18 protein-coding genes are annotated in these 23,662 nt (G+C 72.8%); 10 read left to right on the top strand and 8 right to left on the bottom strand.

From position 1 onward, the window contains the following. Positions 1-31 precede the first annotated feature (31 nt). The 7 genes from AB0L89_RS05520 to AB0L89_RS05490 all read left to right on the top strand — a co-directional run bounded on the left by AB0L89_RS05520 (position 32) and on the right by AB0L89_RS05490 (position 9,550). Entirely contained in the window at positions 32-1,042 is a 1,011-nt protein-coding gene (locus AB0L89_RS05520; RefSeq protein WP_365134721.1) for a LacI family DNA-binding transcriptional regulator, read from the top strand. A gap of 244 nt (positions 1,043-1,286) precedes the next feature. Continuing rightward, positions 1,287-2,693, top strand: a complete 1,407-nt coding sequence (locus AB0L89_RS05515; protein ID WP_365134719.1) for an extracellular solute-binding protein — start codon at positions 1,287-1,289, stop codon at positions 2,691-2,693. Further along, positions 2,690-3,592, top strand: a complete 903-nt coding sequence (locus AB0L89_RS05510) for a sugar ABC transporter permease (RefSeq protein WP_365134716.1) — start codon at positions 2,690-2,692, stop codon at positions 3,590-3,592. The genes AB0L89_RS05515 and AB0L89_RS05510 overlap by 4 nt, the downstream gene beginning before the upstream one ends. A gap of 11 nt (positions 3,593-3,603) precedes the next feature. After that, entirely contained in the window at positions 3,604-4,479 is an 876-nt protein-coding gene (locus AB0L89_RS05505; RefSeq protein WP_365134713.1) for a carbohydrate ABC transporter permease, read from the top strand. 34 nt (positions 4,480-4,513) lie between these two features. After that, the gene (locus AB0L89_RS05500) at positions 4,514-6,118 is read left to right on the top strand and encodes a glycoside hydrolase family 13 protein (protein WP_365134710.1); all 1,605 of its coding nucleotides are present in this window, start codon (positions 4,514-4,516) and stop codon (positions 6,116-6,118) included. 47 nt (positions 6,119-6,165) lie between these two features. Next, positions 6,166-8,382 carry a discoidin domain-containing protein gene (locus AB0L89_RS05495; protein ID WP_365134708.1) on the top strand — a complete coding sequence of 739 codons (2,217 nt, stop codon included), beginning with the start codon at positions 6,166-6,168 and terminating at the stop codon, positions 8,380-8,382. A 277-nt stretch (positions 8,383-8,659) separates the two neighbouring features. Further along, positions 8,660-9,550 (top strand): glycoside hydrolase family 19 protein, encoded by an 891-nt coding sequence (locus AB0L89_RS05490; RefSeq protein ID WP_365134705.1) that lies wholly within the window; start codon positions 8,660-8,662, stop codon positions 9,548-9,550. A gap of 49 nt (positions 9,551-9,599) precedes the next feature. Here AB0L89_RS05490 and AB0L89_RS05485 read toward each other — a convergent pair whose 3' ends face one another. Next, on the bottom strand, positions 9,600-10,037 hold the full coding sequence (locus tag AB0L89_RS05485; protein ID WP_365134702.1) for a nitroreductase/quinone reductase family protein: 438 nt from the start codon (positions 10,035-10,037) through the stop codon (positions 9,600-9,602). A gap of 29 nt (positions 10,038-10,066) precedes the next feature. After that, positions 10,067-10,618: a TetR/AcrR family transcriptional regulator gene (locus AB0L89_RS05480; RefSeq protein ID WP_365134699.1), complete on the bottom strand. Its 552-nt coding sequence runs from the start codon at positions 10,616-10,618 to the stop codon at positions 10,067-10,069. A 156-nt stretch (positions 10,619-10,774) separates the two neighbouring features. Between AB0L89_RS05480 and AB0L89_RS05475 the strand changes: the two genes are divergently transcribed. From AB0L89_RS05475 to AB0L89_RS05465, 3 genes are all read left to right on the top strand, one after another. Next, a complete protein-coding gene (locus AB0L89_RS05475) occupies positions 10,775-11,248 on the top strand; it encodes a nuclear transport factor 2 family protein (RefSeq protein ID WP_365134696.1) in 474 nt (157 codons plus the stop codon). Between the two features lie 259 nt (positions 11,249-11,507). Then, the gene (locus tag AB0L89_RS05470; RefSeq protein WP_365134693.1) at positions 11,508-12,911 is read left to right on the top strand and encodes an NADP-dependent succinic semialdehyde dehydrogenase; all 1,404 of its coding nucleotides are present in this window, start codon (positions 11,508-11,510) and stop codon (positions 12,909-12,911) included. A gap of 1 nt (position 12,912) precedes the next feature. Further along, positions 12,913-13,398, top strand: a complete 486-nt coding sequence (locus tag AB0L89_RS05465) for a DUF6328 family protein (RefSeq protein WP_365134690.1) — start codon at positions 12,913-12,915, stop codon at positions 13,396-13,398. 599 nt (positions 13,399-13,997) lie between these two features. Here the strand turns inward: AB0L89_RS05465 and AB0L89_RS05460 are convergent. The 6 genes from AB0L89_RS05460 to AB0L89_RS05435 all read right to left on the bottom strand — a co-directional run bounded on the left by AB0L89_RS05460 (position 13,998) and on the right by AB0L89_RS05435 (position 23,655). Then, positions 13,998-17,417 carry a DNA/RNA helicase domain-containing protein gene (locus AB0L89_RS05460; RefSeq protein ID WP_365134687.1) on the bottom strand — a complete coding sequence of 1,140 codons (3,420 nt, stop codon included), beginning with the start codon at positions 17,415-17,417 and terminating at the stop codon, positions 13,998-14,000. After that, a complete protein-coding gene (locus AB0L89_RS05455) occupies positions 17,414-18,418 on the bottom strand; it encodes a MoxR family ATPase (protein ID WP_365134684.1) in 1,005 nt (334 codons plus the stop codon). Before AB0L89_RS05455 ends, AB0L89_RS05460 begins: the two co-directional genes overlap by 4 nt. A 56-nt stretch (positions 18,419-18,474) precedes the next feature. Then, entirely contained in the window at positions 18,475-20,583 is a 2,109-nt protein-coding gene (locus AB0L89_RS05450) for a trypsin-like peptidase domain-containing protein (protein WP_365134681.1), read from the bottom strand. A 16-nt stretch (positions 20,584-20,599) separates the two neighbouring features. Beyond that, positions 20,600-21,043, bottom strand: a complete 444-nt coding sequence (locus AB0L89_RS05445; protein WP_365134678.1) for a CU044_2847 family protein — start codon at positions 21,041-21,043, stop codon at positions 20,600-20,602. Positions 21,044-21,127: 84 nt separating this feature from the next. Continuing rightward, positions 21,128-22,315, bottom strand: coding sequence for a cytochrome P450 (locus AB0L89_RS05440; protein WP_365134675.1), 1,188 nt, complete (start codon positions 22,313-22,315; stop codon positions 21,128-21,130). Between the two features lie 116 nt (positions 22,316-22,431). Further along, complete coding sequence (locus AB0L89_RS05435) at positions 22,432-23,655, bottom strand: cytochrome P450 (RefSeq protein ID WP_365134672.1); 1,224 nt, start codon at positions 23,653-23,655, stop codon at positions 22,432-22,434. Between the last annotated feature and the right edge of the window lie 7 nt (positions 23,656-23,662).

Here is a 23,662-nt window from a genome sequence, read left to right as displayed (position 1 = left end):
ACCGCGCAAGATTTGCACTAATCTTGCGTTCATGACGCGACGACTTGCTCAGGTGGCACAGAAGGTCGGGGTCAGCGAGGCCACGGTCAGCCGGGTGCTCAACAACAAACCCGGCGTCTCCGAGGCGACCCGCCAGTCCGTGCTCTCCGCCCTCGACGTACTGGGGTACGAACGCCCCACGCAGCTCCGCGGCGAGCGGGCCCGCCTGGTCGGCCTGGTCCTGCCCGAACTGCAGAACCCGATCTTCCCGGCCTTCGCCGAGGTGATCGGCGGGGCGCTCGCCCAGCAGGGCCTGACCCCGGTCCTGTGCACCCAGACCAAGGGCGGCGTCTCCGAGGCCGACTACGTGGAGCTGCTGCTCCAGCAGCAGGTCTCCGGCGTCGTGTTCGCCGGCGGTCTGTACGCGCAGGCGGACGCGGAGCACGAGCACTACAAGCGGCTCGCCGCCCGCAAGATCCCGGTGGTCCTCGTCAACGCGGCCATCGAGCGGCTCGGCTTCCCCGCCGTGTCCTGCGACGACGCGGTCGCGGTGGAGCAGGCCTGGCGCCATCTGTCCTCGCTCGGCCACCGCCGCATCGGCCTGGTGCTCGGCCCCGCCGACCACCAGCCCTCGCGGCGCAAGCTCGCCGCCGCCCGCGCGCTGGCGGCGGCGTCCGGGGAGGAACTGCCCGAGGAGCACGTGGCGCGGGCGATGTTCTCGCTGGAGGGCGGACAGGCGGCGGCGTCACGCCTTCTCGACGCGGGCGTCACCGGCGTCGTCTGCGCGAGCGACCCCCTGGCGCTCGGCGCGGTGCGCGCCGCGCGCCGCCGCGGCCTCGCCGTACCGGACGAGGTGTCGGTGGTCGGCTTCGACGACTCGGCCTTCATGAACTGCACCGAGCCGCCGCTGACCACCGTGCGCCAGCCCATCGAGGCGATGGGCCGCGCGGCGGTCGAGCTGCTCGCGCTGCAGATCGGGGGCGGCGCGGTGCCGGCCGACGAGCTCCTGTTCGAGCCGGAGCTGGTGGTGCGCGGCTCGACGGGGCAGGCGCCGCGGGGCTGAGCGCCGACCGGCTCCGGACGCCGCGCGACCAGCTCCGGCCCCGCGCGACCGGGCCGGGACCGGCTGCGCGGGACCACCTGCGCGGGGCCGGTCCCGGATCATCCCGGGCCGAATGCCGTGCCCGTACACGGCATTGTCAATTTCTTGCGACTTACGCGCGACATATTGCGGACTTCTGTGGGCGGTGCTTGAGTGAGCGCCGCCCACAGTGCGTGCCGTTCCCTGTCCGCGAAGGGTCTCCCCGATGAAAAGCTCACGACGCTCGCGCATCCCGCTCCTCGCCCCCGCGCTCGCCCTCACCGCCCTGACCGCCCTCGCGGGCTGCGGCACCAGCAGCAGCGCCGACGGCGGCTCCGGCGGCAGCGGTGGCGGGTCGTCCGACGCCACCGCGCCGCTGGACAAGAAGACCAAGGTCACGCTCACCATCGACTGCATGCCGCCGGCCGCGGAGAAGGCCGAACTCAAGCAGTGGAAGGAGGACGTGAAGGCGTTCAACGCGACGTACCCGAACGTCACCGTCGAGGGGAAGCAGACCGATCCCTGCCTGGAGCCGCCGCGCTTCACCGCGATGCTCAAGGCCAAGTCCCAACCCGACGTGTTCTACACCTACTTCACGGATCTGAAGCAGGTCCTGGACAACGACGGTGCCGAGGACATCAGCGCGTACGTCACGCCCGAGTCCGTGCCCGCGCTCAAGGACATGGATCCGGACGTCCTGGGCGTCATGAAGCAGGACGGCAAGCTCTACGGCCTGCCCTACAGCAACTACACGATGGGCCTGCTGATCAACCGCAAGCTCTTCGAACGGGCCGGGCTCGACCCCGACAAGCCGCCGACCACCTGGAGCGAGGTCCGCGCGGCCGCCAAGAAGATCGCCGCTCTCGGCGACGGCGTCGCGGGCTTCGGCGAGTACAGCGCCGGCAACAACGGCGGCTGGCACTTCACGGCGGCCACCTACGGCCTCGGCGGTGACATCGTCGACGCGAGCGGCACCAAGGCGGCGTTCGACGACGCCACCGGGCGGCAGGTCGTCGACAACCTCAGGGCCATGCGCTGGGACGACGACAGCATGGGCAGGACGCAGCTGCTCAAGTGGGGCGACCTCCAGAAGCAGATGGCCGCCGACAAGCTGGGCATGTTCCTGGCGGCGCCCGACGACATCACGTACATGGTGCAGAACCTCGGCGCGAAGTACGGGGACTTCGGGATGGGGCCGATCCCCGGGCAGAAGGCCACGCTCTTCGGCGGCAACGACTACATGATCAAGAAGGGCAGCTCGCCCGACACGATCAAGGCCGCGATCGCCTGGATCAACTTCAAGTTCCTCACCCCCGGCAAGGGCCAGTTCGACTGGGCCCGCACCAAGACCGACGGACTGCCCGTCGGACTGCCGCAGCCCAACTTCTGGACCGGCGCCACCAAGGCCGCCGACGACAAGGCGCGCGCCGCGAGCTCGACCATGCCGGTGGCGAACTTCAAGGCGTTCACCGACCGCCCGGTCAAGGGCAGGGCCGAGCCGCCCAAGGCGCAGGAGATCTACAAGGTCCTCGACACCCTGATGTCCGCGGTCCTCACCAACCCGGACGCCGACCCCGACAAGCTCCTGCGGACCGCGGCGCGGCAGGTCGACCAGGTGCTGGCCAACCAGTGACCGCCGACGCCCCGCTCAAGCGCCCGGACGGGCACGCGGTGCGGCGTCAGCTGACCGCGCACGGCTTCCTGATCGGCGCCGTCCTGTGCTTCTCGTTCTTCTCCTGGTATCCGATGGTCCGAGAGGTCGTCCTCGCCTTCCAGAAGAGCGAGGACGGCGCGACGGTCTGGGCCGGCTGGTCCAATCTGACGTACGTCTTCAACGACCCGGCGTTCTGGCAGGCCTGGCGCAACACGCTCACGTTCACCGGCCTTGCGCTGCTCCTCGGCTTCGCGGTGCCGTTCGTCGTCGCCCTGGTCCTCAATGAATTCCGGCACGGCCGGGGCTACTTGAGGCTGCTCGTGTACCTCCCGGTGATGCTGCCGCCGGTCGCCTCGGTCCTGCTGTTCAAGTACCTCTACGACCCCGGGCACGGGCTGCTCAACCGGGTCCTGGAGTCCGTGGGCCTGCCGGCCCAGCAGTGGCTCCAGGACCCCGACACGGCGATGTTCTCCGTGGTCGTCGCCGCCACCTGGATGAACATGGGCGGCGCGACCCTGATCTACCTCGCCGCGCTCCAGGGCATTCCCGGCGAGCTGTACGAGGCGGCCGAACTGGACGGCGCGGGCGTGCTCCGCAAGATCTGGCACGTCACCGTCCCGCAGACCCGGCTCGTCCTGTCGCTCATGCTGCTCATGCAGATCATCGCCACGATGCAGGTGTTCGTGGAGCCGTTCCTGCTGACCGGCGGCGCGGGGCCCGAGGGCGCGACGCTCACCGTCGTCCAGCTGATCTACCAGTACGCGTTCACCTTCAACAACTACGGCGGCGCGGCGGCGCTCGGCCTGGTCCTGCTCGTGCTCCTCGCCGGTTTCTCGGCGGCGTACGCGCGGCTGAGCCGGGCCGGCGGCGAGGACTGAACGGGGATGCCATGTCGACGAGAACCCTGATCTCCCCGGCCCAACTGGCCCGGCCACGCGGCAAGTTCCTCTACTGGACCTCCTTCGTGCTGGTGCTCGGCCTCTTCACACTGGTCTTCATCGGCCCGCTGTACTGGATGGTGACCAGCGGCCTCAAGTCGCCCCAGGAGTTCGTGCGGACGCCGCCCACCCTGGTCCCCGAGAGCGTCCGTCCGGACAACTACGCCGACGCGTGGGGCGTGTTGAACCTCGCCCGCCTGCTCTTCAATACCGCGTACTACGCGCTCGGCGCGCTCGCGTTCCAGCTGGTCCTGGACGTCGCGGCGGCGTACTCGCTCTCCCGGCTCAGGCCCGTCCTCGGCAAGGCGATCCTCGGCGCGATGCTGGCCACGCTGATGATCCCGGCGACCGTGCTCGTCGTACCGCAGTACCTGACGGTGCTCGACGTGCCGATCGTGGAGCGCAACCTCGTCGACTCGCCCTGGGCGATCTGGCTGCCGTCCGTCACCAACGCCTTCAACATCTTCCTGCTCAAGCGGTTCTTCGACTCGATCCCGCGCGAGCTGCTGGACGCTGCCGCCATGGACGGCGCGTCACCGCTGCGCACCCTGTGGTCGGTGGTCCTGCCGATCTCGCGGCCGGTCCTCGGCGTGGTCTCGATCTTCGCGGTGGTCGCGGTCTGGAAGGACTTCCTCTGGCCGATGCTCACCCTGCCCGACCCGGCCAAGCAGACCGTCAACGTCGGCATCTACTCCCTGGCCGCGAGCGTCCCCGAGAACTGGCTGCTCGCCGCGCTCGCCATCGCCTCGGTGCCCACGCTGGCCGTCTTCCTCCTCTTCCAGCGCCACATCATGAGCGGCCTCACCGCGGGCAGCCTCAAGGGCTGACCCGCCACCCCGCCTCCCCGAAAGGACCACTCACGTGGCAGTCACCCCCGTGCCGGACGCCGCATGGTGGCGCTCGGCCGCCATCTACCAGGTGTACGTACGCAGCTTCGCGGACGGCGACGGCGACGGCACCGGAGATCTCGCGGGCGTCCGTGCCCGGCTGCCCCACCTCGCCGAACTGGGCGTCGACGCCCTGTGGTTCACCCCCTGGTACCTCTCCCCCATGGTCGACGGCGGTTACGACGTCGCCGACTACCGTCTGATCGACCCGGCGTTCGGCACGGTCGCCGAGGCCGAGAAGCTGATCGCCGAGGCACGGGCGCTCGGCATGCGCACGATCGTCGACATCGTCCCGAACCACGTCTCCGACCGGCACGCGTGGTTCCGGGCGGCGCTGGCCGCGGGCCCCGGCAGCCCCGAGCGCGAGCTGTTCCACTTCCGTCCCGGTCGCGGCGCGCACGGTGAACTGCCGCCCAACGACTGGCCCTCGCAGTTCTCGCCGACCGCCTCGACCTGGACCCGCGTCCCGGACGGCGAGTGGTACCTCCACCTGTTCGCGCCGGAGCAGCCGGACCTCAACTGGGCGCATCCCGTGGTCCGCCGGGAGCACGAGGACGTGCTGCGCTTCTGGTTCGAGCGCGGTGTCGCGGGGGTGCGCATCGACTCGGCCGCCCTGCTCGCGAAGGACCCGACGCTGCCCGACTTCACCGAGGGCGTCGACCCGCACCCCTTCGTCGACCGCGACGAACTCCACGACATCTACCGCTCCTGGCGGGCGGTGGCCGACGCGTACGACGGGGTCTTCGTCGGCGAGGTGTGGCTGCCCGACGCCGAGCGCTTCGCCCGCTACCTGCGCCCCGACGAGCTGCACACGGCCTTCAACTTCGCCTTTTTGTCCTGCCCTTGGGAACCGCGGGCGCTGCGTGCGTCGATCGAGAGCACACTCGCCGAGCACGCCCCCGTGGGCGCCCCGGCGACCTGGGTGCTGTGCAACCACGACGTGACGCGCACGGTCACGCGCTACGGCCGGGCGCACACCGGCTTCGACTTCGCCGCCAAGGCCTTCGGCACGCCCACCGATCTCACCCTCGGCACCCGGCGCGCCCGCGCGGCCGCGCTGCTCTCGCTGGCCCTGCCCGGCGCGGTCTATCTGTACCAGGGCGAGGAGCTGGCCCTGCCGGAGGCCGAGATCCCCAGGGAACTGATCCAGGACCCGATGCACTTCCGGTCCGGGGGCACCGACCCGGGCCGCGACGGCTGCCGGGTGCCGCTGCCGTGGGCGGCGGACGCACCGTACGCGGGGTTCGGTTCGTCGGTACGCCCCTGGCTGCCGCAGCCCGCGGGGTGGGCCGCGTACGCCGCCGACCGGCAGGCCGCCGACCCCGGCTCGATGCTGTCGCTGTACCGCGCGGCCCTGCGGCTGCGCCGGGCCGAGCCGGGCCTCGGCGACGGCCCGCTGACCTGGCTGCCCACCGGCGACGGCGTGCTGGCGTTCGTCCGGGAGCCGGGCCTGGCCTGCGTCGTCAACCTCGCGGCCGAGCCCTGCCCGCTCCCCTCCCCCGACCTCCTGCTGGCCAGCGGCCCCCTGGACCACCGGGGCCGGCTGCCGCAGGACACGGCGGCCTGGCTGCGCGTCTGACGCCGCCGGGCCACCGCCCCCCACCCATGAGGAAGGTGCAGCACACCATGGCATTACCTGACAGGAACACACCAAGACGGGCACGCGTCTGGTGCGCGGCGCTCGCCACCGCCGGGCTGGTCGGCACCCTGATCGGCGCCACGGGCACCGGTGCGCACGCCGCCCCCGGCGCGCCCGCCGTCCGGGCGACCGCGGGCGCCACCACCCCCTTCACCTCCGTCGAGGCGGAGAGCGCCACCACGGACGGCACGAGGATCGGCCCGGACTACACCCAGGGCACGCTCGCCTCGGAGGCGTCGGGCCGCCGGGCGGTGCGCCTCTCCGGTGGCCAGAGCGTCGAGTTCACGCTCCCCGGGGCGGCGAACGCGCTCAACGTCGCCTACAGCGTCCCGGACGGCCAGTCCGGTTCGATGGCCGTGTACGTCAACGGCACGCAGCTGGACCGGACACTGCCCGTGACCTCCAAGTACAGCCACATCGACACCCCCTGGATCGCGGGCTCCAAGACCCACCACCTGTTCGACAACGCCCGGCTGAGGCTCGGACGGGACCTGCAGGCCGGCGACAAGGTGAAGCTGGCGGCCACCGCGACCCAGGTCACCGTCGACGTCGCCGACTTCGAGCAGGTCGGGGCGGCCGGCGAGAAGCCCTCCGGTGCGGTCTCGGTGACCGACAAGGGAGCCGACCCCACCGGCCAGGGCGACTCCACCCAGGCCTTCCGCGAGGCGATCGCGGCGGCCAGGGGCGGCACCGTCTGGATCCCGCCGGGCGAGTTCAAACTGTCCCAGTCGCTCAACAACGTCGACGACGTGACGATCCGCGGCGCGGGCAACTGGCATTCCGTGGTGCGCGGTTCGCGCTTCATCGACCAGTCGTCGGCTCCGAACGGCAAGGTGAGGCTGCGCGACTTCGCGGTCCTCGGCGAGGTCACCGAACGCGTCGACGGCAACCCCGACAACTTCGTCAACGGCTCGCTCGGCCCGAACTCCGCGGTCTCCGGGATGTGGTTGCAGCACCTCAAGGTCGGGCTGTGGCTGATGGGCAACAACGACAACCTCGTCGTCGAGGACAACCGCTTCCTCGACATGACCGCCGACGGCCTCAACCTCAACGGCACCGCCAAGGGCGTCACCGTACGGAACAACTTCCTGCGCAACACCGGTGACGACGCGCTGGCCATGTGGTCCCTCAACACCACCAACAGCGACTCCACCTTCTCGGGCAACACGATCTCCCAGCCCAACCTCGCCAACGGCATCGCCATCTACGGCGGCCGGGACATCACGGTCAAGGACAACCTGATCCTCGACACCAACGCCCTGGGCAGCGGCATCGCCATCTCCAACCAGAAGTTCATGGACCCGTTCTTCCCGCTCGCGGGCACCATCACGGTCTCCGGCAACACGCTGGTGCGCACCGGGGCGATGAACCCCAACTGGCAGCACCCGATGGGCGCGCTGCGCGTGGACGCGTACGACAGCGCCATCGAGGCCACGGTGAACATCACCGGCACGACGATCACCGACAGCCCGTGGAGCGCCTACGAGTTCGTCTCCGGCGGCGGCACCGGCAAGGCCGTGAAGAACGTGACGGTCGAGGGCGGCGCGGTCGACAAGGTCGGCACGGTCGTCGTCCAGGCGGAGACCCCCGGCGCGGTGCGCATGACCGGCGTCAAGGCCACCGGTGTCGGTGCGGCAGGCATCTACAACTGCCCCTACCCGGCGGGTTCGGGCACGTTCACCCTCACCGACGGCGGCGGCAACTCCGGCTGGGACAGCACCTGGGGCGACTGCGCGACCTGGCCGCGGCCCGGCGGCGGCAACCCCGACCCCGACCCCGACCGCAACCTCGCCAAGGGCCGCCCCGCCACCGCGAGCGGCTCCGCCGACGTCTACACGCCCGGCAGGGCCGTCGACGGCGATGCGGCGACGTACTGGGAATCCACCAACCACGCCTTCCCGCAGTCACTCACGGTCGACCTCGGCAAGGCGGAGGCGGTGCGCAGGCTCGTCCTGAAGCTGCCGCCCTCCGCGGCCTGGGAGGCGCGGACCCAGACCCTCTCGGTCCAGGGCAGCCCCGACGGGTCCGGCTACACCACGCTGGCCGCCTCGAAGGCGTACCGCTTCGACCCGGCGACCGGCAACAGGGTCACCGTGGACCTGCCCGCCGGCACCCCGGCGATCCGTCACCTGCGGCTCCAGGTGACGGCGAACACCGGCTGGCCCGCGGCCCAGTTCAGCGAGGTCGAGGCCTACCTGTCCTGACGCCCGGCGGCGGTCCGCATGCTGGACGGTCCGGATCCTTTACCTTGGCCCGGGCCCGGCCGCGGGCCGCCGCTGACGTCAACTCCTGCGCACATCCGCCCTGTTGAGCGCCCCATTCGCCCGCCAGATGCGGTGCGGAATCGCCGCACGGCCGCCTCGGGAGACTTTTCCCTTTTTTGGTCCAGACCTTGACAGGTCCAGACCATTTCGCTTGAGTCGCGGCACCCCCATGGCGGCGCGGGACCCTCCACCCGCTCCGCCCGTAAGGAGAGTTGGCATGATCAAACGCATCACCAGCTGCGCGGCCGCGCTGGCCGCGCTCGGCGCGATGATCGTCCTCGGCCCGGCCGCCACGTCGGCGTCGGCCGCCGAGTGCGCCGCGCCGTGGAGCTCCTCGTCCGTCTACACCGGCGGCAAGTCGGCCTCGTACAACGGACACAACTGGACCGCCAAGTGGTGGACCCAGAACGAGACCCCGGGCAGGTCGGACGTGTGGACGGACCAGGGCACCTGCGGCGGCGGCACGGACCCGGGCAACCCCGACCCGTCCGGCTTCGTGGTCAGCGAGGCGCAGTTCAACCAGATGTTCCCGAGCCGGAACTCGTTCTACACGTACAAGGGCCTGACCGACGCCCTGAAGTCGTACCCGGCCTTCGCGAACACCGGCAGCGACACCGTCAAGCGCCAGGAGGCCGCGGCCTTCCTCGCCAACGTCAGCCACGAGACGGGCGGCCTGAAGTACGTCGTCGAGCAGAACCAGAGCAACTACCCGCACTACTGCGACAAGACCCAGCCCTACGGCTGCCCGGCCGGCCAGGCCGCCTACTACGGCCGCGGCCCGATCCAGCTCAGCTGGAACTTCAACTACAAGGCCGCGGGCGACGCGCTCGGCATCGACCTGCTCAACAACCCGTACCTGGTCGAGCAGAACCCGGCGATCGCCTGGCAGACGGGCCTTTGGTACTGGAACACGCAGAACGGCCCCGGCACCATGACCCCGCACAACGCCATGGTCAACGGCGCCGGCTTCGGTGAGACGATCCGCGCCATCAACGGCACCCTGGAGTGCAACGGCGGCAACCCCGCCCAGGTCCAGAGCCGCATCGACCGCTACAAGTCCTTCACCCAGATCCTCGGCACCACACCGGGCTCGAACCTGAGCTGCTGACGCCGCGGTCCCTGCCGGGCGGGCCCGCACCACGGGCCCGCCCGGCGCCTCACTCCCCCGGCACCAGCCGGAACACCGGGTGCCGCGCCGCCTCCGCGGCGAACTCCTCGTCCGAGGAGTCGGACGTCACGTCGAAGTAGGGCCGGGTGACCGGCACTTCGCGCAGATACTGGCGCAGCACCGGCACGCTCTCCGCGGGCCCGAGCTCCACCACTCCCACGCTCTCGGAGCGCCCGCCCCGGCTGAGGCCGATCCGCCCGGCCGCGCGCGCGTTGCGGACCCAGTCACCCACCCCGTAGGCCGCCACGACCCAGCGCTCGCCGCCGGCCGACATCACGTCGACCGGGGTGGAGTACAGCCGCCCGGTCCTCCTGCCGCGCACGCTCAGGTTGTACCGGTAGCCGTTGCCCATCCCGAGCCCGGTCAGCGTGTGGAACATGCGGTTGATCATCCGTGTACCGAAGTGCACGCGGTACGTCTTCGCCATCGCCCCTCCTCGTGTCGAACCGTCGGAGCTTACGACGCGGCCAGCAACCGCGCGGCACCGTCCCGCGCCTGGCGGGCCGGTTCGGGCGAGCCGGAGATCGCCGCGGACGTCATGGCCCCTTCGGCGAGGAGCACCAGCGGGCCGACGGCCGCCTCCGGGGCGCCCGCGTCGGCCACCAGGGAGGCGAGGTACGCGCCGAAGGCGCTCTTGTGCGCGCGGACGACGTCGGCGACCGCCGGGTCGAGCGCGCCGAGTTCGCCGAAGGAGTTGATGAAGGCGCAGCCCCGGAAGTCCGGCTCGGTGAACCACTCGTACAGCCAGTCGTAGACCGCGAGGACGCGCTCCTCGCCACCCTCCTGGCCGTCCACGTAGGCGGCGAGCCGCTCGCGCCAGCGCCGGTCGCGGCGCTCCAGGCAGGCCCGCACGAGCTCCGACTTGGCCGGGAAGACCTGGTAGAGCCGCTTGAGGGAGACGCCCGACGCGGTGCGGACCTGGTCCATGCCGACGGCCTGGATGCCGCGTTCGTAGAACAGCGCCTCGGCGGCGTCCAGGAGCCTGACCTCGGCCTCCGCGTGATCCATGGGGTCTCCCAGCCGATTGAGAACGTACGTTCTCCTGACCCTACTACGGGCGCGGCCACCTTGCACCGTTGCGCGAGAACGATCGTTCTCCTAAGGTGGCGGACCACGGGAGAACGATCGTTCTCCCGCTGCGGAACGACCAAGGAGAGACCACCCATGCCCACCGCCGCCCGCCCGCCTGTCCCGCCCTTCACCAGGGAGAGCGCCATCGAGAAGGTCCGCCTGGCCGAGGACGGCTGGAACAGCCGCGACCCGGAGAAGGTGGCCCTCGCCTACAGCGAGGACTCCCGCTGGCGCAATCGCGCGGAGTTCGTCACCGGACGCGAGGCCGTCGTCGGCTTCCTGTCCCGCAAGTGGGCCCGCGAACACGACTACCGGCTCGTCAAGGAGCTGTGGGCCCATGACGGCCACCGCATCGCGGTGCGCTTCGCCTACGAATGGCACGACGACGCGGGCCAGTGGTACCGCAGTTACGGCAACGAGAACTGGGAGTTCGACGACGACGGCCTGATGCGCGCCCGCCACGCCTCCATCAACGACCTGCCCATCGAGGAGTCCGACCGCCTCTACCACTGGCCCCTCGGCCGCCGCCCCGACGGCCACCCCGGCCTCACCGAACTCGGCCTGTGAATCCGGGCACGCGGCACGGCGGACCGGGTGTCGCGCCCCCGTACGCGGGGCACCCGGTCGGCGAGCCACGGCGGGAGCGGGCAGGGCCCGGGCACCGGCGCCGCGCTCCGGCGTCCGGGGGTGCCCCCTCCCGCGCGGCGAACTAGGCTGGACGTCCCGGCCTCAGGGGCGACGGCGTCCGGTCGTACGCCGCCCCGTCCCACCCCACCGCGCGAGCCGCGGGCTCCGCAGGAGCCACCGGCCCGGGAGGAGGCACTCCATGCCCATCGCCACGGTCAACCCCGCCACCGGCGAGACAATCGAGACCTTCGAGCCGCTCGCGGCCGACGGGATCGAGCGCCGGCTGACGGCCGCCGCCACCGCGTACGCCCGCTACCGCCTCACCGGCTTCGCCGACCGCGCCCTGCTCCTGGGCCGCGCCGCCGACCTGCTGGAGGAGGACGTCCCGGACGTCGCCCGCACGATGACGCTCGAAATGGGCAAACCCGTCACGGCGGCCCGCGCCGAGGCCGCCAAGTGCGTCAAGGCCATGCGCTGGTACGCCGAGCACGCCGAGGCCCTGCTCGCCGACGAGCGGCCCGCACCGGCCGACGTGGCCGACTCGGGCGCCTCCCGGGCGGTCGTGCACTACCGCCCGCTCGGGGTCGTCCTGGCCGTGATGCCGTGGAACTTCCCGCTCTGGCAGGTCGTCCGCTTCGCCGCCCCCGCGCTCATGGCGGGCAACGTCGCCCTGCTCAAGCACGCGTCGAACGTGCCGAGGACCGCCCTCTACCTCCAGGACCTCTTCGCCCGCGCCGGGTTCCCCGAGGGCTGCTTCCAGACGCTCCTGATCGGGTCGGGCGCCGTCGAGAAGGTCCTGCGGGACCGGCGGGTGGCCGCGGCCACCCTCACCGGCAGCGAGCCCGCGGGACGCGCGGTGGCGTCGGTCGCGGGCGACGAGGTCAAGAAGACGGTGCTGGAACTGGGCGGCAGCGACCCCTATCTCGTGCTGCCGAGCGCCGACGTCGAGCGCGCCGCCAGGACCGCGGTGACCGCCCGGGTGCAGAACAACGGACAGTCCTGCATCGCCGCCAAGCGCTTCCTCGTGCACACCGACGTCCTCGACGCCTTCCGCGACCGGTTCGTCGCAGGGATGCGGGAGTTGACCGTCGGCGACCCGATGGACGAGGACACCGACGTCGGCCCGCTCTCCACCGAGCAGGGCCGCGCCGACCTGGAGGAGCTCGTCGAGGACGCGCTGGCCCGTGGCGCCACCGCGCTGTGCGGCGGGCAGCGCCCCAAGGAGCAGACGCGGGGCTGGTACTACTCCCCCACGGTCCTCACCGACATCACTCCCGAGATGCGGATCCACCATGAGGAGGCGTTCGGCCCGGTGGCCACGCTCTACCGCGTCGCGGACCTGGACGAGGCCGTGGAGCTGGCCAACGACACCCCGTTCGGCCTGAGTTCCAACGTCTGGACCCGTGACGAGGGCGAGATCGCGCGCTGTGTACGGGACCTGGAGGCGGGCGGCGTCTTCTTCAACGGCATGACGGCCTCCCACCCCGGCCTGCCCTTCGGCGGTGTCAAACGCTCCGGCTACGGACGGGAGCTGGCGGGCCACGGCATCCGCGAGTTCTGCAACGCCACGACGGTCTGGTACGGCCCGGAGACCAGGGACTGACATGGGCGGGGCCGGCCCGACCGGCCGCCGGGAGACGGCAGAGGAGCGCGCCGACCGGCGCTGGAACGAGCTGATCCAGGAGGTGCGGGTCACGCAGACCGGCGTACAGATCCTGTTCGGCTTCCTCCTCACCGTGGTCTTCACACCGCGCTTCACGGTGCTGAGCGACATGGACCGGACGATCTACGTCGTGACGGTGCTCCTCGGGTCGACCGCCACCGGCGCGCTCATCGCGCCGGTGGCGTTCCACCGCATCGTGGCGGGGCGCAGGATCAAGCCGCAGGCGGTCGTGTGGGCATCCCGTCTCGTCTTCACCGGGCTGATCCTGCTGCTCGGCACGCTCACCGCCGCGCTGCTGCTCGTGCTGCGGGTCGCCATCGACCACTCCGTCGTGCCCTGGCTGGTGACCGGTGTCGTCGGCTGGTACCTGCTGTGCTGGTTCGTCCTGCCCGTCTGGGTGCGGTACCGCCATACGACGCCGGACTGACCTCCGCCGTTCCAAGATCGCCGATTACGCCAGGTTTCGCTACCTTCGACTCGGTTGACCTGCGGCGCGAAGAGGTTAACGATGACTAACGCAGGTCGTTGCCGACCCGCCGACAGGGGCTACCGATCACGCTGCCGCTACATTTGGCGGGACCCCCTCACCGCAGCCTCCTGCCTACGGCACAGTCCCCGCGTACCCGCGCGGGGCGCTCACTGGTCTCCCGACGTGACGGAGGCCCGGCTCCGGATGCACCCGGAGCCGGGCCGGTCACGCGGGCGGCGGGCCCGGTCGATTACGCAGCGGCCGGGCCCGTTCACGAGCCCGCCGACCGGATCGCCGCGCGTCGCCGTCACACCATGAACGACGCGACGCACCCCACGATCACTCCAGCCGCGGCAGCGGCGTCCAGCACCAGCCGGATCCACCACCGATGTCGCCGGAACCACTCCGGCACCTCTGACTGGTCCATCCAACCCACCTCCTGTCTCCCTTGGTCCCCGCTGCTGCGCGCGGACGCGACGTCACCAGCGGGGGCGTCGGGAGACAGATCTGGGCTTCCGTAGCGGAGGCTATCGCGGGGCGGGCCCCGATCCCCGCGGCTACGACCATTCGCCAGGGTTCGCCACGGGATTGCCTGTGTCACGTCCCAAGGTCACCGTTCCTGCGACGAGTTCGGACAGTTTGTGCCTGGTTTCGTCGTCGGTCGCATAGAGCACGGTGCCGATCGCCCCCCGGGTCAGGAGCACCTTGTACGCGGTGCGGATCAGCGCGTCGACATCGGCGTCCGGCACGGAGCGCCGGTGGAGCGCGGGGTCCCGGGAGGCCGTGCGGTCGGTGACCCAGCGGTCGTCGCGCCACACCAGGTCGGGCCCGATGACGACGCCGTTCCAGTCGTACTCGAAGCCCTGCGCCGCGTACACGGAGCCGATCTGGCCGAAGCCCGCGGGGTCGGTGGCCCACAGGGCGGCGGGCGGCGCCCCGGCGACCGCGCGCTCGCCGGAGACGTGCCACGGGCGGTGCCAGTCGCCGATGCGCACGTCCAGGGGCAGCGTGCCGTCGGCCGGCCGCGTCCAGGGCCAGCAGTACCCGGCGGTGATGCGGGCCGAATACCCCTCGGCGCGGCGGCGTTCGAGGAATTCCTCCAGCTCCTGCGGGGTCCTTGCCACCAGCACCCGCATCCGGTCCTCGGGCCGCCACGCGGCGGGCCCGCCGCGGTCGAAGCCGAGCAGCCGCAGGACCCAGGGCACGTAGGCGGCGCTCCCCCCGCTGCGGAACTGCTCGTCCAGGCCGATGACCCGGCAGGTGAGTCCCTTGGCGCGGGCCGCCGCGCGGATGCCCTCGACGGTGCCCGTCTCGCCGGGCCGCACCATCTGGTGCTCGTCCAGGAGGAAGACGGGGACCTTCGCCGCGTCGATCAGCTCGTCGATCTGCGGGCGGTCCGTCCGCCGGGACGCGGGCGTGTAGCGGTTCGCCGAGGTCGCACGGATCCGGTGCGCCTCGTCGCACACCAGCACGTCGACACCGTCCGGCTCGGCGTCCATGAAGGAGTTGAAGTACGTGAACAGGTCGCGGACCTCCCGCTTCCTGGCCCCGGCCGCCTTGCGCAGCGTCGTGGTGGAGGCGCTCGAACCGGTGGCGTGCAGCACGCTGACGCCCTGCCGGTACAGCTCGCCGACGAGGGAGAGCCCGATCACGCTCTTCCCGGTTCCGGGGCCGCCGGTGACGACGACGACCTCCTTCTCGCCGGACCGCCGGACGGCCGCGCGGACCGTCCTGGACACCATCTCGTAGGCCAGCTGCTGCTCGTCCAGGAGGACGAACTGCCGCCGTTCCCGCACCTCTTCGGCGGCGACCGCCATCAGCTGCCGCGTGGGGGCGGTCCGCGCGGCCAGCAGGGCGTCGGCGGCCGACGTGTCGCTCCCCGGGGCGAAGCGCGCACGGAGGAAGTCGAGGAGCAGTCCGCCGTGCCCCGCCGTGTAGAGCCGTGCGCGGTCGTCCTGCGGGACCTCGTACAGCGAGGCGACGCCGAACTCCGTGGCGTTGGGCAGATAGGCCACGCCGGCGATGAGCTGCGGCCGTTCGGCCAGCTCCTGATGATGGGACGTCAAGAAGTCGACGTAGCCGCGCACTTGCTCCAGCGGGTGCAGCACGGCGTGCGTGAAGCCGTCGACGCGCAGGATCAGGGGGTCGTCCTCCGACGCCTCCGCCTGGCTCCAGCCCTTCATCTCGACGACCACGTACGAGGGTTCGCCGGTGACCGGGTGACGTCCTGCGAGGACGACGTCGGCGCGACGGCTGGTGCGCGGCAGCTGGTACTCCACCAGCATCTCGACGTCACCGAGGCCGGCGTCGATGAGCCGCCTGGCCAGGTGCGGCAGCGCCCTCTCCCAGGCGCGGACCTCACCGGCGCCCGGCCGGTGCCCGTGCCGCGCCACGAACCGCTCGGCCAGCCGCAGCGCCACCCCTCCGGCCGCGCTCTCCGCCTCGATCCGGTGCGCCGTCGTCCGCAGCAGGACGTCACCCGGACCGCCCGCGCGCTCGGGCTCCTCCTCCGGCGCCTCCTCCGGCGCCGGGGGTACCGGCTCCGGAGGCGCGTCCCGGGTCGCGAAGGCCGTGGCGCCCTCGGGCACCCCCTCGCGTCCGTCGTCGTCCGCGACGAGCGCCGCGGCGTCGGGGTGTCTGCCCCAGTGGGGTGCGAGCGCCCGGCCCACCGCCTCCTGCACGTCGAGGGCGTCGGCCCTGCTGAGCCCCGACGCCAGCAACTCCCGTACGCCCGGCCTGAAGTCGTAGCGCGGCCCCGCCTCCGACACGGGCACCAGCAGGCCGCCCACCAGGACCTCAGCGACGTGCGCCGCCGTACTGTCCGGGAGCGTGGCCTGGCGCACCAGCTGCATCTCGGCCGGGGTCGTGGGGCCGACGGCGGCGAGCCGGACGGCCAGCCGGTAGGCGCCGGGTGAGAAGGCCCCTCGGAAGCGGGCGATCAGCCGGTCGGCCGGGAGGCTCTCCGGCTCGTCCGCGCGCCCGGTGGGCTCCTGCGCCGTGAACAGCGCCGCATCGACCGGCAGTTCGGCGCCCGGCCGGGCGAGGGCCCGCAGCCAGGACGCGACAGCGCCGGGTTCCAGGGGCAGCACCGGCAGTGGCGCGGCACCGCCGCCGGTCAGCGGGCGCGGCTGCGGATCGAGGGCGGTGCCCCGCCACAGGCGGCGCGGCAGGGGATTGAGGACGGCGACCGGGCCCCGGTGCCGCCAGGCCGCGACGGCCCGCCCCATCGTGGGCCCCGCCCAGGCCGGGTGCACCCCGTCGGTGAGGAGGAGCGTGAGCGTCGACGCCGCCGGTGCGCCCCGGCCCCGCACCCGGGGCCGCTGCGGGCTGAGATGGCGCACGTGGACCGTCCGGAAGACGCCGCTGCGCCGCAGGAGGCGCGCGATCTCCGGTACGAGGGAGTGCCAGGCCCGCATCGACGGGGCGTCGTCGACGAGGACGACGGCGTCGCGGGCCGGCTCGGGCTCGGCGCGGGAGACCACGTCGAGCAGACCGGACTCGGCGGTGGCCCGCACGGTGGCCTCCACGTCGGGCACCGTGCGGGTGGGGTGGGCGCGGTAGGTGCGCAGGGGGCGCAGGGCGCGGGCCAGCTGTCCGGCGCGGGGCAGCGAGCGCGGTACGGGGACGCGCAGGGGGCTTGCGGCGGTGCCGGTGGCCGGGCTGCCCGTGCTCTGCCCGGTGTACAGGGCCCGGCGGGCTCCCGTGTCCCGGGGTTCGTGCGGGGCGTCCGGTCGCGTCCGCGGGGTGCCGGGCGCCGTCGCGGCCTCGGCGGCGGGGCCCTCGGCGGGCTCGTCGGGCGCTTCGCGCGGGTCGGCGTGCGGCTCTCCCTCCTGCCCGCCGGTGGCCGCGTCCGCGCGGTCCGCGCCGTCCGCCGGGTGCCCCGCCATGGCGCGGGCCAGCCACAGGACGTCGAGGAGTTCCGCGCCGCCGAGGTCGTGGCCGGTGGCCGCGAGCGCCTCCCGCAGTCGCTCGATCACGCCAGGAACGCCTCGTCGAGGCGGTGCGTGACGCTGCGGGCCAGCTCCTCGCGGGACAGGTCCGCGCCGGTGACGCGCAGATGGACGGCGGCGAGCAACTGGTCGGTGGCGAGGGTCTCCACGTCGGCGCGGCGCAGGAAATCCTCGATGAGGTCGTCGGCGTCGGCGAGGGCGGCCTCACCGAGGTGGTGCCGGACGATCATCCGGAGCTTCTCGTGGTCGGGGTCGGCCAGGTCGAGGCGTACGCAGCGGCGCAGGAAGGCGGCGGGGAACTCGCGCTCGCCGTTGCTGGTCATGACGATGACCGGGGGCTCCGCGCACCGCACGAGGCCGCGCCGCACCCGCACGCGCTCCCTGCTGCCGGTGACCAGCACGTCGGCGGCCTGCTCGTGCTCCGGCAGCCGTGCCAGTTCGGGGATCTCGAACTCGCCCTCCTCCAGGACGACCAGCAGGTCGTTGGGCAGGTCGATGTCGGCCTTGTCCAGCTCGTCGATCAGCAGGACGCGGGGGGTGCCGGTGGCCGCGAGGGCCGTGCCCAGCGGGCCGAGCCGCAGATACGTGCCGATGTCGGAGGTGCGGGGCAGTCGCCGTCCGAGCCTCCGGGCGTGCCCGCGCGGTGCCTCCCGCTCGCGCCGCAGCGACGTCTCGCGCAGCCGCCCCACGGCGTCGTAGCGGTACAGCGCGTCGGCCAGCGTGGAGCGGCTGTTGACCGACCAGCGCAGCACGTCGCCGAGGCCGAGGTCCTGGGCGAGCGCGCGGGCCAGGGAGCTCTTCCCGGTTCCGGGGCGGCCGGTGACCAGCAGCGGCCGGCGCAGCCGCAGGGCGGCGTTGACGACGGCGGTCTCCTCGCGCGTCATGAAGTAGCCGGTGCCGGCCTCGGCGGGTACGGACGGGTGGCGGCGCCAGGGCGGGGGCGGCGGCAGCTGCGCCGGACCGCGGAAGACCCACCAGTTCTCCGGGGCCTCGCCCCGGTCCTCGGGCGGTGTCGGGTTCTGGGGCACTGCTCGTCTCCTCGTCGGATGGGGCTCGGGGCATCGGGGCCGGGCGGTGGGGCGGCTCAGGGCTGGGTGAGGACCCAGGGGTCGGGGGCGAGCAGGGGCGGCCGGTGGTCGGGGCCGTCGTGGAGGAGCGAGAGGGACGCCCCGTCGGGAGCGCCGCCGGGATCCGCGAGCGCCCGCACCCGCTCTCCCCGTACGGCCTCCGGGATGTCCGCGTGCCCGACGCCGTGGAGCAGCGCGGCGAGTCGTTCGGCGACCCGCGCCCCGTGCTCGTCCCGGTGCCACAGGACCGTGTGGACCCCGGCCTGGAGGCACTGCCGCAGCACCGGGCCCTGCCGGTCCTGTGCGCAGGCGACGACCACGACGCCCGCCTCGGGCGCCTCCTCGAGTCTGGCCCGCGCCACGGTGGGGTCGGCGGCCCGGTGGTCGAGGACCAGGCGCTCGGCGGTCACCAGGGCCTCGGTCCGCCGCTTCCAGTCCACGTAGGTCTCCCTGGTCCTTCGGGCGCTGCGCAGCACGACACCTCGGTTGAGACCCAGGTGGAATCCGGCGTCGTCCTCGCCTGCCGCCGCGGCCCAGGTGTCGACGTCCAGGCGCAGGGAGGCGGGCGCCACGAAGAACTCCACCAGGGCCTTGCCGCACCGCTCGTCGACCTCCGTGCGCAGCACGCCCCGGATGTCCTCCACCACGTGGGCGCGGGGGACGGGGGTGTCCTGGGCCCGGACGACGTCGTGGCGTCCGTCGGGCGACCACACCCACATCTGGTACGTGAAGCGGCGGCCCTGCGGATCGGCGAACAGCTCGACCTGGACCCGTGGTACGGCCTTGTCCACGACGTCGGCGTGCACCGCTCCGGTCTCCTGCGCGAGGTCCGCGCGGAACCGGTCGACGGCCGCGCCCACCCCGAGCACGTCCGCCGTCCACGTCACCCAGGCGTCCAGGTCGTCGGCGAGGGTCTCCTGCCCGGCGCGTTCGGCGAGGGCGACGCGGACGACGCCCTGGAGCAGCGGCGGGGCGGGGCGGTCGGCGGGCGCGTCGAAGCCTTCGAGGACCTCGGTGGCCTCCACGAGGCCGGCGACGGGCGGCCACTCCTCGGCGTGCGGCAGGGTCGTCCGCAGGAGCGTCATCGGGTCGGTGGCGCGGCACTGGGTCAGCAGTCCCGTCAGGTCCCTGCGCTGGAGCGTGGTGAGCAGTTCGCCGGGGCTCACCAGCTCGGCGGCCCGCCGGAGTCCCCGCCGGTGCGCCTCGGCCGCGGTGGGGTCGGCGGCGGGGTGGTCCGCCAGGAACTCGTGGACCACGTCGAGCAGTTCCGGTACGCCGCGCCGTACGCCCAGGGCCATGCCGACGAGCCGGTGGACGTCGGCGGCGGCGCCCGCGGACGCCCGCCCGAGCCGGCTCGCGAGCCGTTCCTCGCAGACGGCCGCCCGCGTGCCGGGCAGCAGCCCGCGCAGCGCGCCGAGCAGCTGCTGTCTGCCCCGCTGGGCCATCGGGACGGCGACCGGCGGCAGCAGGGGCAACTCCGCCTCGACGACGGGCAGTCCGACTCCGTACAGCGTCTGGCGCACGTGGCTCGCGCCGTTTGGCACGGCCCGGTGCGCGGCGACGACGACGCCGATGACGGCCTGGCGCGCGCGGTCCCACAGCGGTCCGCCGCTGTGGCCCTCGTCGACGGCACCGCCGACGACGTCCAGGGCGAGCCACGGCCTGCCCGCGACCCTGGACACCGCCCGCACGGTGGTCAGTTCGTGGCCGCTGGCCCACAGCGCGATCACTTCGCCGCCCTCGCTCTGCGGCAGGAAAGGGGCCGGTTCGGCGCCGTCGGGGGCGGCGAACTCGAGCACGGCCAGATCGCCGTGGTAGGGGAACGCGCCGGGCGCGGGCGCGCCGCCGCCGTCCGGCCGGGCGCGGGGCGGGCACCACAGGTCGCGCACGACGCGGCCGGTCGTCTCGCGTTCGCCGCTGACGTAGGGCATGCGGACGGCGACGGTGTCCCCCGGCGCGGGCGGCGCGGTGGTGAAACGGTCGCGCCCCAGCGCGCTGTTGACGACATGGGCGCACGTCAGGATGAGCGTGTCGGTGATCAGGACACCGGCGCCGACGGGCTCGCCGCCGTCGCGCACGGACACGAACGCCCGGCGCAGCGCGGCGTCCGCCTCCCCTGGGTTCACGGCCTCCTCCTCGTCCTCAGGAGGCGGCCGGGGAGCCTTCGGCGTCGTCGCCCGGCGTCGTCCGCCAGGTGGCGGAGACGGTGAAGCTGGCCTCGCCCTTGCCGGTGAACACCGCGAGGTTGAGGTCGCTGCCGACCTTCACGCCGAACTCGACGGTGACCTCGTCGGGCCGTTCGGGAAGCGTGGCGAAGGACTGGTGGATGCCGCCGAGGACGGGGCCGAGCGGGCGCAGGGCGTCGGCGAGGTCCTCACCGGTGCGGGCGAGGGCCCGCGCCGCGCGGCCGTTGCGGCTGACGGGCTGGGCGGTGCCGAAGCCCTCGGGGAGCTCCATCGCCCCCGTGCCGCCGTCGTCCTGCGGCGGCGGGGCGCTCTCGGGTCCCGCCGATTCCGGCCGCTGGGCCGGGAAGACGTGCAGGCGCACTGCGGAGCCGTCGTCGAATTCGAGTGTCACATCCCCCATGCGCGTCATTCTCGCACGCACGTCAGGGCGTGTTTCACCGGCCCCGAGGGGCCGGTGCCCGCGTCCCGCCCCAGGGGCCACGTGTCAGAACGTCAGGTGCAGCGATTCCATGCCGATGTTCGCGCGCACCAGACGGGCCCGGTGCTCGGTGCCCTCGGTGATCGAGTACTCCGGGATCCGGCGGTGCCACTCCTCGAAGAGGATCTGCATCTCCAGGCGGGCCAGGTGCGCCCCCAGGCAGCGGTGCACGCCGACGCCGAAGCTGGTGTGCGCGTTGTCCGAACGGTGGAAGTCGATGTCGTGCGGGTGCGGGAAGGCGGACTCGTCGCGGTTGGCGGTCGTCAGATGCGCGTTGACCAGCGTCCCGGCCGACACCGGGCAGCCCGCCACCTCGACGTCCTCGGTGGTGACCCGGGGCAGGAACGGGGCCGGCGGGTCGAGGCGCAGCAGCTCCTCCACCGCCGCCGGGATCAGGGCGGGGTCGGCCACCAGTTCCCGGCGCCGCTCGGGGGCGGCGGCCAGGCGCTCCATCGCCATGCTCAGCGCGTCGGTGACGGTCTCCAGGCCGGCCATGATGAGCATCACGCACAGCCCCATGGCCTCCCCGTCGGACAGGCGGTCGTCGCCCCCGATGGCCAGGATCTCGCTGAGGATGTCGTCGCCGGGCTCGGCGCGGCGGGTCTGGATCAGCTGCATGAGGAAACCGGCCGTCGCGACGGTCTGCGCCGTCGCGGCCTCGCGCGCCTCGTCGGTCAGGGGCACCTCGCCCGCGGCGTCGGCGGTGAGCGAGAGGGCCGCCGTCTTGCACGCGATGAACTGGTCGCGCTCCGACAGGGGCAGCCCCAGCAGGGTCAGCAGGCCCTGGGCCGGGAACGGATCGGCGATGTCCGCGACGAACTCGCAGCCGCCGCGGGCCCTGACGCCCTCGACGAGGTCGACGGCCTGTGTGCGCAGCGACTCCTCCAGCGGCCGGATGCGGCGCGGGCTGAAGAACGGCTGCAGGATGCGGCGGTAGCGGGTCTGCTCGGGCGGGTCGAAGCCCAGCGGGACGAGGGGGAAGCCGCTCTCCACGCCGTCGAACACCATCTTGGCGGAGAACCGGTTCGCCTCCCTGAGCATCTCCTTGACGCCGGAGAGGCTGGTCACCGCGAGGCCGTCCGCCATGGCCGCGACCTCTCCCCGCTCGCCCAGCATCCGCCAGGCGTCGTCGCGCCGTTCGGCCACCGGGAGGTCCTTCACCCGGCACTCGGTGCCGTGGTCCACGCTGGTCATCGTCACTGATCCGTTCGTCGTCTGTTCGCTGTCCGAGGGGGAGGTCCGAGGCGGGTGCCACGGGTGCGTCCGTACCGGCCGTCGGCCGCCTCCGTACGCGCCCGTGGCCGCGCGGCTCACACGGTGATCGGCAGCCGTGCCGCGCCGCGCAGGCTGAGCAGGCCGTTCCACTCGACCTCGCCGTTCAGGGCCAGGCCGGGGAACCGCTCCACCAGGCCTCCGATCGCCACCCGGCCCTCGATGCGGGCCAGCGCGGCGCCCAGGCAGTGGTGGATGCCGCCGCCGAGGGAGAGCTGCTTGCGGGCGTTGTCGCGGTCCAGGCGCAGCTCTTCGGCGTCGGGGCCGAAGAACTCCTCGTCGCGGTTGGCGCCCGCGAGGTTGGCGAGAATGAACGAGCCCGGGGGAATCTCGAAGCCGCCGACGTGGTACGGCTCCAGGTTGATCCGGCGGCTGTTGTGCACCGGCGCGTCGTACCGCAGCATCTCCTCGACGGCGTTCTCGATCAGCTCCGGCTCGGCGCGCAGCAGGTCGAGCTGGTCGGGGTTGCGCAACAGGGCGAGGGTGCCGCCGGAGATGAGGTTCACGGTGGTCTCGTGGCCCGCGACGTAGAGCATGGTGACCTGGGCGACGAGCTCGTCGTGACTGAGGACGTCGCCGTCGTCCTCGACCGCGATGAGCTGGCTGAGCAGGTCGTCGCCGGGGTTGTCGCGCTTCCAGGCGACGGCCTCGCCGACCAGCTCGAACAGCTCGGCGTCGGCGGCCTCGACGGCCCGCATGATCTCGGGGTCCGTGGTCGGTTCGACCGAGCGCATCAGCAGGCCCGTGAGGTGGCGCATGCGCTTGGTGTCGGTCGGCGGCATCCCGAGCATCCGCGCGATGACGGTGAACGGCAGCGGGAACGCCAGGGATTCGACGAGGTCGCCGCCGCCGGCCTCGGCGATGCCGTCGAGCGCCTCGTCGACCAGGGCGCGGATCTGCGGCTCCATGCCGTAGATGGCGCGCGGGGTGAACGCCTTGGAGACCAGCTTGCGCAGCCGGGTGTGGTCCGGGGCGTCCCGGTCGAGCAGGGCGAGGCCCTTCAGGCGCGGGTCGTCGGTGACGCCCGCGTTCGTGTACGCGTCACGGAAGGGGCCGGGGGCGACATGGCGCTGCTCGACGGAGAGCCCGGAGCGCAGCAGTGCGTCCACGTCGGCGTAGCGGGACAGCATCCAGAAGCCGCCCGGGTGTTCGTGCACCGGGACCTGCCGGCGCAGCTCCGCGTAGTGCGGGTACGGGTCGGCCATGAAGTCCGGCGTGAACGGGTTGAAGATCAGGGGCTCGCTGTGCGGCTCCGTGCTCATGGTGAAC

The sequence above is a fragment of the Streptomyces sp. NPDC052114 genome, assembly GCF_040680155.1.
Lineage (GTDB): Bacteria > Actinomycetota > Actinomycetes > Streptomycetales > Streptomycetaceae > Streptomyces.
Note: the sequence above shows the minus strand (reverse complement) of the source record. Positions and strands in the feature narration are given on the sequence as shown.

Bases quoted from the DNA above. Each gene is read 5' to 3' on its own strand.
- AB0L89_RS05520 (WP_365134721.1), top strand. From the start codon at position 32: ATGACGCGACGACTTGCTCAGGTGGCACAGAAGGTCGGGGTCAGCGAG.
- AB0L89_RS05495 (WP_365134708.1), top strand. From the start codon at position 6,166: ATGGCATTACCTGACAGGAACACACCAAGACGGGCACGCGTCTGGTGC.
- AB0L89_RS05475 (WP_365134696.1), top strand. From the start codon at position 10,775: ATGCCCACCGCCGCCCGCCCGCCTGTCCCGCCCTTCACCAGGGAGAGC.
- AB0L89_RS05445 (WP_365134678.1), bottom strand. From the start codon at position 21,043: ATGGGGGATGTGACACTCGAATTCGACGACGGCTCCGCAGTGCGCCTG.
- AB0L89_RS05505 (WP_365134713.1), top strand. From the start codon at position 3,604: ATGTCGACGAGAACCCTGATCTCCCCGGCCCAACTGGCCCGGCCACGC.
- AB0L89_RS05515 (WP_365134719.1), top strand. From the start codon at position 1,287: ATGAAAAGCTCACGACGCTCGCGCATCCCGCTCCTCGCCCCCGCGCTC.
- AB0L89_RS05435 (WP_365134672.1), bottom strand. From the start codon at position 23,655: ATGAGCACGGAGCCGCACAGCGAGCCCCTGATCTTCAACCCGTTCACG.
- AB0L89_RS05490 (WP_365134705.1), top strand. From the start codon at position 8,660: ATGATCAAACGCATCACCAGCTGCGCGGCCGCGCTGGCCGCGCTCGGC.
- AB0L89_RS05465 (WP_365134690.1), top strand. From the start codon at position 12,913: ATGGGCGGGGCCGGCCCGACCGGCCGCCGGGAGACGGCAGAGGAGCGC.
- AB0L89_RS05440 (WP_365134675.1), bottom strand. From the start codon at position 22,315: ATGACCAGCGTGGACCACGGCACCGAGTGCCGGGTGAAGGACCTCCCG.
- AB0L89_RS05470 (WP_365134693.1), top strand. From the start codon at position 11,508: ATGCCCATCGCCACGGTCAACCCCGCCACCGGCGAGACAATCGAGACC.
- AB0L89_RS05485 (WP_365134702.1), bottom strand. From the start codon at position 10,037: ATGGCGAAGACGTACCGCGTGCACTTCGGTACACGGATGATCAACCGC.
- AB0L89_RS05480 (WP_365134699.1), bottom strand. From the start codon at position 10,618: ATGGATCACGCGGAGGCCGAGGTCAGGCTCCTGGACGCCGCCGAGGCG.